The organism is Mesorhizobium sp. M1050 (genome assembly GCF_040318715.1).
GTDB lineage: Bacteria > Pseudomonadota > Alphaproteobacteria > Rhizobiales > Rhizobiaceae > Mesorhizobium.
Genome location: NZ_JAMYMV010000064.1, coordinates 1 through 13369 on the forward strand (window position 1 = coordinate 1; position 13369 = coordinate 13369).

At 60.6% G+C, this 13369-nt stretch carries 10 protein-coding genes and 2 pseudogenes; all 12 read left to right on the forward strand.

The genetic code is table 11. The annotated features are described in order from the left end of the window. A pseudogene (locus tag NKH57_RS26555) lies at positions 1–215 on the forward strand (type II toxin-antitoxin system HipA family toxin); the annotation flags it as partial. 473 nt (positions 216–688) lie between these two features. After that, a complete protein-coding gene (gene nifH, locus NKH57_RS26560; protein ID WP_023763052.1) occupies positions 689–1582 on the forward strand; it encodes a nitrogenase iron protein in 894 nt (297 codons plus the stop codon). Between the two features lie 98 nt (positions 1583–1680). Next, positions 1681–3183: a nitrogenase molybdenum-iron protein alpha chain gene (nifD, locus tag NKH57_RS26565; RefSeq protein WP_352948714.1), complete on the forward strand. Its 1503-nt coding sequence runs from the start codon at positions 1681–1683 to the stop codon at positions 3181–3183. Between the two features lie 123 nt (positions 3184–3306). Then, complete coding sequence (gene nifK / locus NKH57_RS26570) at positions 3307–4848, forward strand: nitrogenase molybdenum-iron protein subunit beta (protein ID WP_352948716.1); 1542 nt, start codon at positions 3307–3309, stop codon at positions 4846–4848. Between the two features lie 56 nt (positions 4849–4904). Next, positions 4905–6395, forward strand: coding sequence for a nitrogenase iron-molybdenum cofactor biosynthesis protein NifE (gene nifE, locus NKH57_RS26575; protein ID WP_352948719.1), 1491 nt, complete (start codon positions 4905–4907; stop codon positions 6393–6395). Positions 6396–6404: 9 nt separating this feature from the next. Continuing rightward, positions 6405–7787 carry a nitrogenase iron-molybdenum cofactor biosynthesis protein NifN gene (gene nifN / locus NKH57_RS26580; protein ID WP_352948721.1) on the forward strand — a complete coding sequence of 461 codons (1383 nt, stop codon included), beginning with the start codon at positions 6405–6407 and terminating at the stop codon, positions 7785–7787. Then, positions 7753–8250, forward strand: a complete 498-nt coding sequence (nifX, locus tag NKH57_RS26585; RefSeq protein WP_352697328.1) for a nitrogen fixation protein NifX — start codon at positions 7753–7755, stop codon at positions 8248–8250. The genes nifN and nifX overlap by 35 nt, the downstream gene beginning before the upstream one ends. Before the next feature lie 16 nt (positions 8251–8266). Further along, on the forward strand, positions 8267–8746 hold the full coding sequence (locus NKH57_RS26590; protein WP_352948724.1) for a NifX-associated nitrogen fixation protein: 480 nt from the start codon (positions 8267–8269) through the stop codon (positions 8744–8746). Between the two features lie 27 nt (positions 8747–8773). Continuing rightward, on the forward strand, positions 8774–9559 hold the full coding sequence (locus NKH57_RS26595; protein ID WP_352948727.1) for a winged helix-turn-helix transcriptional regulator: 786 nt from the start codon (positions 8774–8776) through the stop codon (positions 9557–9559). Between the two features lie 102 nt (positions 9560–9661). Then, positions 9662–10549, forward strand: coding sequence for a universal stress protein (locus NKH57_RS26600; RefSeq protein ID WP_352948730.1), 888 nt, complete (start codon positions 9662–9664; stop codon positions 10547–10549). A gap of 831 nt (positions 10550–11380) precedes the next feature. Next, positions 11381–12550, forward strand: a complete 1170-nt coding sequence (locus tag NKH57_RS26605; protein ID WP_352948763.1) for a TlpA disulfide reductase family protein — start codon at positions 11381–11383, stop codon at positions 12548–12550. 334 nt (positions 12551–12884) lie between these two features. Then, positions 12885–13350, forward strand: a pseudogene (locus NKH57_RS26610) (NifX-associated nitrogen fixation protein). Positions 13351–13369 lie beyond the last annotated feature (19 nt).

A 13369-nucleotide genomic window follows, 5' to 3' on the forward strand; every position in this document is an offset into this window, starting at 1 on the left:
AGGCGCTAGCAGCACCGCGATGGAAGGCATTTGCGAACCGTGCAAGGCTTCCGGAGCCGGCAGTCCTGAAGGCAGTGGTCGAGACTGTCGAACTCGTCAACGAGCACTGGTTGCGTCTGCCTGAGCGCGACGTGATCCCGGCAAAGGTGCTCGAGCGGATCGACGAGCATGTGAAGGCGATGACGCCAATACTGAACTCCTGCGCCGAGAAGTGAACCGAGTCCCTCGGGTTGATATAGCGGAACTATTCGCCCGTGCCCGGGATTAGTGGCCGTGGATCGGTGGTATGCTAGGATCGCGCGCAAAGTCGGCGGAGTGTCCACTTGGACACGCGTTGAGCAAGCACGTCAGCTCGCGGGCACAGAAGAGTTCGCAGCATCCCGCAGAGGGTCGAGATGCTGTTCGTCCACCTCAATACAACGATGCGGTTCAACCGAATGCGGTGACTGAGGATCGCGATCCGACGCTTTGTGTCGCCAATGTCGCGTCCGCTACACGGGCTGTTCCGACGATCCTTTCTTGGAACTCAACCTAAACCCCTGAAAAGCAACCATGAAATTATTCTTCGGTTGGATCAGCCAAATTGGCATGAGTCTTGAGATCCTTAGGTGCGAGGCGGCTACAGCTGCCCGACCGGCATTCAAGTCGCGGCAGCCGCGATGAATGGGAACGAAGGAAGGAAAGCTACATGTCAGGTTTGCGTCAGATCGCCTTTTACGGCAAGGGCGGCATCGGCAAGTCCACCACCTCCCAAAATACGCTCGCCGCCCTGGTCGACCTCGGGCAGAGAATCCTCATCGTCGGCTGCGACCCCAAAGCCGACTCCACCCGCCTGATCCTGAACGCGAAGGCGCAGGATACGGTCCTGCATCTCGCGGCAGAGGAAGGTTCGGTGGAAGACCTGGAACTCGCGGACGTGCTCAAGGTCGGCTACAAAGGCATCAAATGCGTGGAGTCGGGCGGACCCGAGCCAGGTGTCGGCTGCGCCGGCCGCGGCGTGATCACCTCGATCAACTTCCTCGAGGAGAACGGCGCCTACGACGATGTCGACTATGTCTCCTACGACGTGCTCGGGGATGTGGTGTGTGGCGGTTTCGCGATGCCGATCCGCGAGAACAAGGCCCAGGAAATCTATATCGTCATGTCCGGCGAGATGATGGCGCTCTATGCCGCCAACAACATCGCCAAGGGCATCCTGAAATACGCCCATTCGGGCGGCGTGCGGCTAGGTGGCCTGATCTGTAACGAGCGCCAAACCGACCGCGAGCTCGACCTCGCCGAAGCGCTGGCTTCCAGGCTCAATTCCAAGCTTATCCACTTCGTGCCGCGCGACAACATCGTCCAGCACGCCGAGCTCAGGAAGATGTCTGTGATCCAGTATGCGCCGGACTCGAAGCAGGCCGGGGAATACAGGGCGCTGGCCGAGAAGATTCACGGGAATTCGGGCCAGGGCACCATCCCGACCCCGATCACCATGGAGGAGCTCGAGGACATGCTGCTCGACTTCGGCATCATGAAGACCGACGAGCAGATGCTTGCCGAGCTTCAGGTCAAGGAAGCGGCCAAGACTGCCGCACAGTAGCGACTGCTGCCGACATGAGGCGCCGCCTTACCTGGTGCGCCTTTCAAAGAACGGCGCCTTGTCGGTGAGGCGTCACCCTGAACCTTGAAAGGGGTCCCATGAGCCTGGAATACGAGAATGACGGTGCCCTCCATGCGAAGCTTATCGAGGAGGTGCTGTCGCAATATCCTGACAAGTCAGCGAAGCGCCGCAAAAAGCACCTCAGCGTCGCAAAGAGCGGCGATGAGGCTGGCGACGAAAGCGAGGTCCTTTCCGAATGCGATGTCAAATCGAACATCAAGTCCATCCCCGGCGTGATGACGATTCGCGGCTGCGCCTATGCCGGCTCGAAAGGCGTGGTGTGGGGTCCAGTCAAGGATATGGTCCATATCTCGCACGGGCCGGTCGGCTGTGGGCAATATTCCTGGTCTCAACGCCGCAACTACTACGTCGGCACGACCGGCATCGACACGTTCGTCACGATGCAGTTCACCTCCGATTTCCAGGAGAAGGACATTGTTTTCGGCGGCGACAAGAAGCTGGAAGGGATCATCGACGAGATCGAGGAACTGTTTCCGCTGAACAAGGGCATGACTGTGCAATCCGAGTGCCCGATCGGACTGATTGGCGACGACACCGAAGCTGTGTCCCGCAACAAGGCCAAGGAGCACGAGAAGACAATCGTGCCGGTGCGCTGCGAGGGCTTCCGCGGCGTCTCGCAATCCCTCGGCCACCACATCGCCAACGACGCGATCCGCGACTGGGTGTTCGAGAAGAAGGACCTCGAGTTCGACGCCGGCCCGTACGATGTCAATGTGGTCGGCGACTACAACATCGGCGGCGACGCCTGGGCTTCGCGCATCCTGCTCGAGGAGATGGGCCTGCGCGTGGTCGGCAACTGGTCGGGCGACGCTACGCTGGCCGAAATAGAGCGTGCGCCAAAGGCGAAGCTAAATCTCATCCATTGCTACAGGTCGATGAACTACATCTGCCGGCACATGGAGGAAAAGTATGGCATCGCCTGGATGGAGTACAATTTCTTCGGTCCCTCCCAGACCGAAGCCTCTCTGCGCAAGATAGCCAAGCACTTCGGGCCGGAAATCGAGGCCAAGGCCGAGGCGGTCATCGCCAAATACCGGCCGTTGGTCGAAGCGGTCATAGCCAAGTACCGCCCGCGCCTCGAAGGCAGGACGGTGATGCTCTATGTCGGCGGGCTGCGCCCCCGTCACGTCGTCACGGCATATGAGGACCTGGGCATGGTGATCGTCGGCACTGGCTACGAATTTGGCCATAACGACGACTATCAGCGCACCGGCCACTACGTGAAGAAGGGAACGCTGATCTATGACGACGTGACTGGTTACGAGCTGGAGAAGTTCATCGAGGGGATCCGTCCTGATCTCGTGGGCTCCGGCATCAAAGAAAAGTACCCGGTCCAGAAGATGGGCATACCGTTCCGTCAAATGCATTCCTGGGATTATTCTGGCCCGTATCACGGCTACGACGGCTTCGCCATCTTCGCCCGCGATATGGATCTGGCCATCAACAACCCGGTCTGGAACCTCTACGACGCCCCCTGGAAGAAAAAAGCCGAGCCGTCGGCGGCGATCGCAGCCGAATGAAAACTGGCCTCCCGGAAGCCGGGAGGCCGTGAACGCCTGTGGTCTTTGTCCGCGGGAGACCTGAAACGTTTCGACGTCCCTGTGCCGCCCTATGGCGGGCCAGATGGAAAGAGGTAACCACCCATGCCGCAGTCGGCTGAAAAAGTTCTCGACCACGCGCCCCTGTTCCGCGAGCCGGAATACAGGCAGATGCTTGCCGAGAAGAGGCTGAATTTCGAATGTCCGCACCCGGACCAGATCGTTACCGACCAACGCGAATTTACCAAGACGTGGGAATACCGCGAAAAGAACCTTGCTCGCGAAGCGCTTGTCGTGAACCCCGCCAAGGCCTGCCAGCCGCTCGGCGCGGTGTTCGCGGCCGCGGGCTTCGAGCGAACCATGTCCTTCGTCCACGGCAGCCAGGGCTGCGTGGCCTATTACCGCTCGCACCTGTCGCGCCATTTCAAGGAGCCTGCTTCGGCGGTTTCCTCCTCGATGACCGAGGACGCGGCAGTGTTCGGCGGCCTGAAGAACATGGTCGACGGGCTCGCCAACACGTACCAACTTTACGACCCGAAGATGATCGCCGTCTCGACCACTTGTATGGCGGAGGTCATTGGCGACGACCTGCACAGCTTCATCGAGAACGCCAGGGACGAAGGCTCGGTCCCGCGCGACTTCGACGTGCCCTTCGCCCACACGCCGGCCTTTGTCGGCAGCCATGTCGACGGCTATGACGTTGCGGTCAAGGGCATTTTGGAGCATTTCTGGAAGGGCGAGGAGCGAACGGAAGCCGAGGGAACCATCAACATCATTCCGGGCTTCGACGGGTTCTGTGTTGGCAACAACCGGGAACTCAAGCGCCTGCTCGATCTGATAGGCGTTTCCTATACCTTCATCCAAGACGCCTCTGACCAGTTCGACACGCCGTCGGACGGCGAATACCGCATGTACGACGGCGGCACGAAGATTGAAGACGCGAGAAAGGCACTCAACGCCGAGGCGACACTTTCGCTACAGCATTACAACACCCGAAAAACACTGGAGTATTGCGAGGGGGTAGGGCAGGCGACTGCCTCGTTTCATTACCCGCTCGGCGTCCAGGCGACCGACGACTTCCTGATGGAGGTCTCCGCGATTTCCGGCAAGCAAATCCCCGAGGCAATCCGCCTGGAGCGCGGCCGACTGGTTGACGCCATGGCGGACAGTCAATCCTGGCTGCACGGCAAGAAATACGCCATCTACGGCGATCCAGACTTTGTCTACGGCATGGCCCGCTTCATCATGGAAACGGGCGGCGAGCCGAGCCATTGCCTCGCCACCAACGGCACCTCGGCGTGGGAAGCGGAGTTAAAGGAACTGCTTGCATCATCGCCCTTCGGCAAGGGTGCTCAAGTCTGGGCGGGCAAGGACCTCTGGGCATTGCGCTCGCTGCTCTTCACCGAGCCGGTGGACCTGCTGATCGGCAACTCCTATGGCAAGTATCTGGAGCGCGACACGGGCACGCCGCTGATCCGGCTGACGTTTCCGATCTTCGATCGCCACCATCACCATCGCTTTGCCCTTATGGGCTACCAAGGCGGGCTGCGCGTACTGACGGCGATCCTCGACAAGATCTTCGACAAGCTCGATAGCGAGACAAGCCAGACGGGCGTGACGGACTATTCGTATGACCTCACCCGCTAAGCCTGGCGGTCGGCTTTGGCCGGTCGTCTTCCCGAGGGACTTTGGAGACCGGCGCAATGTCCTTGCTCAGAGCCAAAATCCAGGATGTCTTCAACGAGCCTGCCTGCGAAAAGAACCGCGGCAAGGATGCCAAGGCGCGCAAGGAGGGCTGTTCGAAGCCACTGACCCCCGGGGCGGCGGCCGGCGGCTGTGCCTTCGATGGCGCCAAGATCGTGCTGCAGCCGATCACCGACGTTGCGCACTTGATCCATGCGCCGCTCGCCTGCGAGGGCAATTCCTGGGACAACCGCGGTGCGGCTTCGTCCGGGCCAACCCTGTGGCGCACAAGCTTCACGACCGACCTCACCGAACTCGACGTTGTGATGGGGCAGGGCGAGCGGAAGCTTTTCAAAGCGATCCGCGAGATCAAGGAAGCGTATGGGCCGCCGGCGATCTTCGTTTATCCGACCTGCGTGACGGCGCTGATCGGCGACGACATCGAGGCCGTCTGCAAGCGCGCGGCGGAAAAGTTCGGCTTGGCCGTTGTACCGGTCAATGCGCCGGGCTTCGTTGGCTCCAAGAATCTCGGCAACAAGCTTGCCGGCGAGGCGTTGCTCGAGCATGTCATCGGCACGCTCGAGCCCGACGATGCCGGCCCTTACGACATCAACATCCTTGGCGAATTCAACCTCTCGGGCGAATTCTGGCTGGTGAAGCCGCTGCTGAATCGGCTCGGCATCCGGGTGCGCGCCTGCATTCCGGGTGACGCGCGTTACGTCGACATTGCCTGTGCGCACCGCGCCCGGGCGGCTATGGTGGTGTGCTCGACCGCGCTCATCAATCTCGCCCGCAAGATGGACGAGCGCTGGGACATCCCGTTCTTCGAAGGCTCCTTCTACGGCATCACCGACACCTCGGATGCACTCCGGAACATAGCTGAGCTGCTCGTGAAGCAGGGCGCCGATCCGGAGATCCTCGGCCGCACCGAGGTATTGATTGCAGAGGAAGAGGCAATCGCTTGGAAGAAGCTGGCCGCCTACCGGCCGAGGCTCGAAGGCAAGCGCGTGCTGCTCAACACCGGTGGCGTGAAGTCCTGGTCGGTCGTCCATGCGCTGATGGAGATCGGCATGGAGATCGTCGGCACCTCGGTGAAGAAATCCACAGTCGAAGACAAGGAGCGCATCAAGCAGATCCTCAAGGACGACAACCACATGTTCGAGCAGATGGCGCCGCGCGAGCTTTACGCCATGCTCTCAGAACACAAGGCCGATATCATGCTGTCGGGCGGGCGCACGCAGTTCATCGCCTTGAAGGCCAAGACACCCTGGCTCGATATCAACCAGGAGCGCCAACACCCTTACGCCGGGTATGACGGCATGGTGGAACTCGTACGCCAGATCGACCTGGCCATTCATAACCCGATCTGGTGCCAGGTACGGGAGCCGGCACCATGGGATTGCCAGCCTACGGTGAGGGAGGAACTGCCGCGCACGAAAAGCGAGACCGCGACCTTGCATGTTGTCCAGGAGATCGCCGGCACGACGGCCGGCAATTTCGGCGAGTGTTGAGGAGAGCCGATGGTCCGCATCCTTCCCCAGACCAAAGCGGCGGCGGTCAATCCGCTGAAGTTATCGCAGCCATTGGGTGCCGCCTTGGCCTTTCTTGGCGTTGACGGCGCGATGCCATTGTTCCACGGCAGCCAGGGGTGCACCAGCTTCGCGCTCGTGCTCTTCGTGCGACATTTCAAGGAAGCCATCCCCTTGCAGACGACGGCGATGGACGAGGTGGCGACGATCCTCGGCGGGGCAGACCATCTGGAAGAGGCGATCCTCAATCTCAAGGCCCGCACAAAGCCAACGCTGATCGGGGTCTGCACCACGGCGCTGGTGGAAACCCGGGGCGAAAACTGCGCAGGCGATATCGCCAATATCAGGCTGAAGCGCAGGGAAGAACTCGCGGGTACGGAGGTGGTGCTAGCCAACACACCGGATTTCGACGGCGCGATCGAAGAGGGCTGGGCCAAGGCTGTCACCGCGATGATCGAAGGGATTACACGGCCCGGCGAGCAGGCGCGGCAATCGAAGAAGATCGTGATCCTGCCTGGCTGGAACCTCACTGTGGCTGACACCGAGCATTTGCGTGAGATGGTTGAGAGCTTTGGACTGAAGCCGGTGATTTTGCCGGACGTCTCCGGCTCGCTCGACGGTACGGTGCCCGACCGTTGGGTCACGACCACCTATGGCGGCACCAGCGTCGAGGATATCCGCGAGCTTGGCACGGCCGAGCGATGCATCGTGATCGGTGAGCATATGCGCCGCCCGGCCGAGGTGCTGCAGAGGTTGACCGGGGTGTCTTACGTGCTGTTCCGGTCGCTGACTGGATTGAGGGACGCCGACCGGTTCGTCTCGCTGCTATGCGCGATTTCGGGCGCGGCGGCGCCGGCTGGGGTGCGCCGTCAGCGGGCGCAGTTGCAGGACGCGTTGCTCGACGGACATTTCCATTTTGGAGGCAAGAAAATTGCGATCGCTGCTGAACCAGACCAACTCTACCAACTCGCGAGCTTCTTCATCGGCATGGGCTCCGAAATCGCGGCGGCGGTCACAACGGCCGCTATGTCGAAAATTCTGGAGGAAGTGCCGGCGCAGGCGGTTCAAATTGGGGACCTCGGCGATTTGGAAGCTCTTGGCGCCGGCGCCGATCTTCTCGTCACTCATTGCCACGGCCGCCAGGCGGCGCAGCGCCTCGGCATTCCGCTCATGCGGGTCGGCTTCCCGATCTTCGACCGGCTCGGGGCCCAGCACAAGCTCACAATCCTCTACCGGGGGACCCGCGACCTGATCTTCGACGTTGCCAACATTTTTGAAGCCAACCGGCACGCGCCGACGCCTGAGGCGCTTGACCCACTCCGTAAGAGAGAAATCCCAGATGAGCTCCGTTCGTCGCCTCTCGCTCGTCACTGACGAGGTTCGCGCACCGACGCCGAAACGGCAAGCCGGCGCATTGCGCGTAGCGATCGCCACCCAGGACATGAAGAACCTCAACGCCCATTTCGGTTCGGCCAGGTGCTTTGTTGTCTACGACGTGGGACGCGAGGAGTGGAATCTCATCGAAGCCGTAGCCTTCGATGACGTTTCCGACGAGAGCGGGAAGCACCGAACTGAGGGCGATGACCGCATCACGCCGAAGGTGGAGGCGCTGAAGGGCTGTCATCTCCTGTTTTGTCTGGCGATCGGCGGACCTTCGGCAGCCAAACTTGTTTCAGCAAAAATTCATCCGATCAAAGTGCCGCAGCCCGAAACTATTCAAGAGGTGCTGTTGCGCACGCAGATGATGCTCAGGACGTGTCCTCCCCCCTGGCTGCGCAAAGTGCTGGCACAGGCAGGTGTCGGCAAACAGAAACCGTCCTTCGAAGACGAGCAGTGAAACGAGGAGTGGCGAAATGTCTGATGCCGAGGTTAGCCCTGCGGCCACCGAGGACGAGGCGGCCCTTGCCACCCCGTTCGTCAAATGCCTCGTGCGGCTGGTCCGAGCCCATGATTCCCACGGGTCTTGGGAAGGCAAATCGGACGCCGAGCTGCTGGGCGACTTCATTATCACCAGGCAACAGCGCCGTGCAATTCCGATCATCGGCGATCCCGATCCGGATGTGCTGTGGAGGCTCGATAAGTTCTACACCGCCGTCGGGCTTGCGATTGAGGAACGCTCCGGCCTGATGGCATCGCCGATGATGGAGATGAGCCACGAGGGCTTCGGGCGCGTGCTCTTCACGGCTGGGCGACTGGTCGTTCTGTCGAAGACCCTGCGCGACGTCCATCGGTTCGGCTTCGAGACGTTCTGGAAACTCGCCGCGGCCGGTACCCAACTGGCCGGCGATGCCACCGCAGCCATTGAGGCTTATCCCGAGGTGGCACGGGCGTGATGGAACCGATTTTCGATCGAGGGGATCATGTCAGGCCTTGAGGACATGCGATGGCCAGCCCTCTCAATCGAGGCGGTCGAGGCCGATATGGTTCTTGGGGTAGCGCTGATGAAGCCAGTGGTCCTGATCTGTTCGCAAGATGCGGAGCTGTATCTGTTCCTCAGCCACATTCTGGGGGTGGACGGCTTCACGAGTGAGCCGGCAGGAGGCGTTAAGGAAGCACTTGCATTGGCCGATCAACGGGAGCTCCAGGCGGTTGTCCTGGACTGCGGGCCAGCAAGCGCGGCAGGCTCCACAATCTGCGCCCGGTTCAAGGGGGAGCCCCGGACCGGCCGCCTGCCCGTCGTTGCGTTGATCGCGCCCGGCGCCGAGAACCAGCACCTCGATCTCTTGAAGGCAGGGATTGACGAGAGCTTTGTGCGGCCCTTCGCGCCGGCCAAGCTGCTTGACTGTCTACGCACGAAGCTGGCGCTGCCACAGCCGGGTTCAAACGGGATAAAAAACGGCAGCTGGCTCTCTTGCGGCAGCCTTGAGATGAAGCTCGATGCTCACCGGGTTCGAGGTAATGGCCACGACATCCATCTCGGACCTCTCGAATTCAACCTGCTGCGGCAATTTCTTCAGGCTCCCGGCAAGGTCTTCAGCCGAGACGAGCTGATCGACGCGGCCTGGCCGGACAATATCCATGTCGGTGAACGCACTGTCGACGTACATATCAGCCGGATCAGAAAGGCGCTGAAGGCGGCCTCGCCAGGTAGCGTCATTCGTACTGTCAGGTCTGCCGGCTACTCGCTCGAGAAGCCGGACGACTGAATAGCGAACGGATGGTGTGCCACTCTCCATCTTAGTTGGAAGGCAAGTCTTGCGGCTTCGAAACGCGCTACGGGCGCGACATACTCAGGGGGAAGCAGTCAGATGGCCTTCAAAAGCCTACTCAGTGTAGCGGGAGCTGACCACTCCGATCGCGACGTCAGAACAGCTGCGAGCTTGTGCGCCGAGGTCGGCGCACATTTGTCCGTCCTGATTATGTCGCCTCCGCCTCTCGTTATGTCGCCTCCGCCGCTGGGTGATGGCATCCCCGAATGGCCCAGACAACGCGCCCACGCCATTGCCGCACTGGAAAAACGGTACAGGCAAATCGAGAGATTTTCACAGGACACGGCCAGTTGGGAAAAAACATCCAAGGAAATTCACAAACTGCTGAGAGCCACCTGGCGGTGCTATGATGTCGATATTGCCAACTGCGATCAGGCCAGCATCGGTGACGCGGTGCGACAGCGGGCGATATGCACCGACCTGACAATCGTGGGCCCCGCACTTCTGAACGACATTAACGTCGGTCCCCTTGTTATCAACGGCAGCCTGTTCGACACCGGAAAGCCGGTTCTTGTCGTGCCAGAGGGCGCTGAGGCGACTCTGTCTCCACGGCGCGTTCTGGTCGGCTGGGATTCGCGAGTCGAGGCGTCCCGTTCGGTTCGGGAAGCGCTGGATCTGCTATCCGGTGCTGAGGAAGTGCGTGTCGCACTCGTCGATCCGGAGGCGACCTGCACCGGAAACGGCGCCGAGCCGGGAGCCGACATCGCTGCCTATCTCACTCGGCACGGTGCTCGGGTGTCGGTCGATCGGCTGGCGAGCCGCGGCAACCCGGTGGCCACGGTGCTAGCGCAGCACGCAATCGACACGTCTGCCGACCTGATCGTCATGGGCGCTTATGGCAGCCGCCGGCTGCGCGAGCGGCTCTTCGGTGGCGTGACAAGATGGATAGTTGGCAAGCCGCCATTGCCGCTGTTTTTGGCTCGCTGACGGGTTCTGAAGTAGCACCGATGCTGTTCCAAGCTCGACTCCCCTGGTCACCTACCTGATGCGAAGTCGGAGAAAGGTCGCCGCAAACGAGCAAATTTCGCGAAGCTCATGAGCAACTTGCAAGCGCCGTCGCGAAGAATATTCCCCGGACGCCTCTAACGCGCTCGGTGTCTGCTCGCCGACCCGTAACGCGCAGACAAACGGCCGGGCAGAAGCCCAGGCGTCCTCAATGCGCTCAAAAGCCGGCGTCAGGTCGAGAAAGAGAGTCGTTTCAGCGCGGCAGGCCGCGTTCGGACCGTAGCCTCATCGTATTGGCGTTATCACGATTTCCTTCACCACTGGCCGGGAACGGAACACGGCACAGCCTGCAATCGCAATGGCGTTGCGCTACCACCTGAGCGACCGAAACGGCAAGAAGCTAAAGCAAGGCTTGCGGCGGGACGATGATGATGAGGCTGGCGGTAGCCAACGGTCATGCATCTGTTCGTCCCTATGTCGAGACGTCCGTGGCCACGCTTCTGTGCCGACGGGAAGCGGGTGATGCGTGTCCAAGACCTGACAGTGGCAGAAAACATGTCGCGACTAATACAACCGCCTATCTCGGCGCCCCCGGAAGCTTTTTTAATATTATCAAGCGTTTACCGCACGCTGAGCGCGTTGGCACGGCCTTTGCGAATTGAGATTCAGCAAGACTGAGTGAAGGCTGACTGCACGTAGATGCGCAAGACGAGCGATGGTCTCTCTTCGCTGAACCCTCGTGCCCCGTCTCAAAGAGGGAACAAGCTTGCGCATAAGGTCACGCAACCTTTGGCAACAGCTTTGGAGGGCAAGATGATGTTGCGGATGGGGTCTCCGGCTCCTTCGATCAAAGTGGAGGACTGGCTGCGTGGCGAGCCCCTTGCGGACTTCCAGCCCGGCAAAGTCTATATCGTCGAATTTTGGGCAACTTGGTGCGAACTATGTGCGGCGGAGATGCTCGAGCTGATGCGGCTACAGGAGAAATACAAGGACAGCGGACTTGAGGTCGTCGGGATCGCGGCTGATGAAGACGCTCCAACGGCCGTCGAGGCCCGGACCAAGTTGGACGCGTGGTTGGCCGAAAAGTGCCCGGATCTGAATCATCGGATTGCGTTCGACTTCACAGGCGAAATGAAGAAGCTTTGGAGGGAACCCAGCTTTTGCGTCGGGGTTCCGACCTCGTTCGTGGTCGACCGAGACGGCTGCATCGCCTTTATCGGTCATCCGAGCCAACTCGGTGAGGTTTTGCCGAAAGTGCTCAACGGCAGCTGGCGTACCAGCAAGAAGGCGAAAGCCGCCGATCATGAGCGGATCGCCACAAGCGAACCCCTGGCGCGCGAACAAGCGTTGAAGAAGCCGATCGATGACAGGTTCTGGGCGGCGGTGAAGTTGGAAGATTGGAAGACGGCGCTCTGGGCGATCGAAGAGGGCATTGCCTTGATGCCGGACGACCTCAATTTCCGCCTGGCTCATGCACACCTGTTGCTTCACAAAATTCAAGACATGTGGACCGGTTTGCCCGTGATGCGCGAATTGGTTCGCGACGCGATCGACAAAAATTCCGAGGATTGGATGGTTTCCGCGCTAGACCAACTTTTCCATCCGGCCAATGACCATTCGCGCCTTCCTTCTGCTGAGCGCTTTGCGATGGGCAAGGAGCTGTCCGAACACATCCTGGCGCTGAATCCCCCGCAAGGCGACAGTCCTAAGTTCCGGTCCTATCCCGCGGTCGCCCGATACTATCATAAGAACGGCAACAATGATCGCGCGATCGAGTTGGTCGAACTGGCACTGACGTCGCTAGACGGTCCGGACCCTATCCCGGCCGAAGTGAAAGAGCAGCATCTGCCGGATTTGCTGCAGGCCCTCGCCAAGTACAGGGGTGCGAAGGCGTGTTGCGGCGCTCTCTTTGCGGCTCCGCAAAACAATTTCCCGAAGGTGCCAAAGCGCGGTCGGCCGAGGAGGAAAGATAAAAAAGGGTAATTGGTCGAAATGGCTTACTGGCCAATTCGTCCATTTCCTTGGCGTGACCGCAGCAAGGAGGGTCCATGCAGCACGTGGTCGAACCTTTGCAGCAGGATCGAGGCTCGAATCTTCATGGCCTCGGGCCGCATGGCGGCGGAAGCGATGTTCGACGCGAATTCGCGTGGAAGACTTCGCAGTCGAGGACGTGTTCAAGGTCGGACCGAGGGACATCAATTGCGTGGAATCAGCGGCGCCGAGCCGGGCGTCGGCTGCGCAAGTGTGCCCGAAGTAGGCGTCCCAGAAAACAGACGTCGTGCTTCGAGGAAGAGGACTGAAATGAGGAGAAGGCGAAATGTCTGATGCCGCGGTCAGCGTGGCTGTCAACGAGGACGAGGCGGCCCTTGCCTTGCCTTTTGCGAGATGCCTCGTGCGGCTGATCCGTGCTCAGGATGCCTCCGGGTCACGGGAAGGCAAATCCGACGCCGAACTGCTAGGCGACTTCATCATCACCAGAAAACAGCGCCGTGCGATCCCCATCATCGGCGATCCCGATCCGGACGTGCTGTGGAGGCTCGATATGTTCTACACGGCCGTCGGGCTTTGGATCGAGGAACGCTCCGGCCTGATGACATCGCCAACGATGGAGATGAAACCCATGGGGCTTCGGACTTGCTTTTCACGGCCGGGCGCTTGGCCGCTCTGTCGAGACATCCACCGGTTCGGCTTCGAGACGTCAGGAAGCTCGCGGAGGCCGGTACGAACTTGGTCGACGATGCGACTGCAGCATTGAAGCCTATCCCGACGTGGCACGGACGTGAAGAAACCGACTTCGAGGGA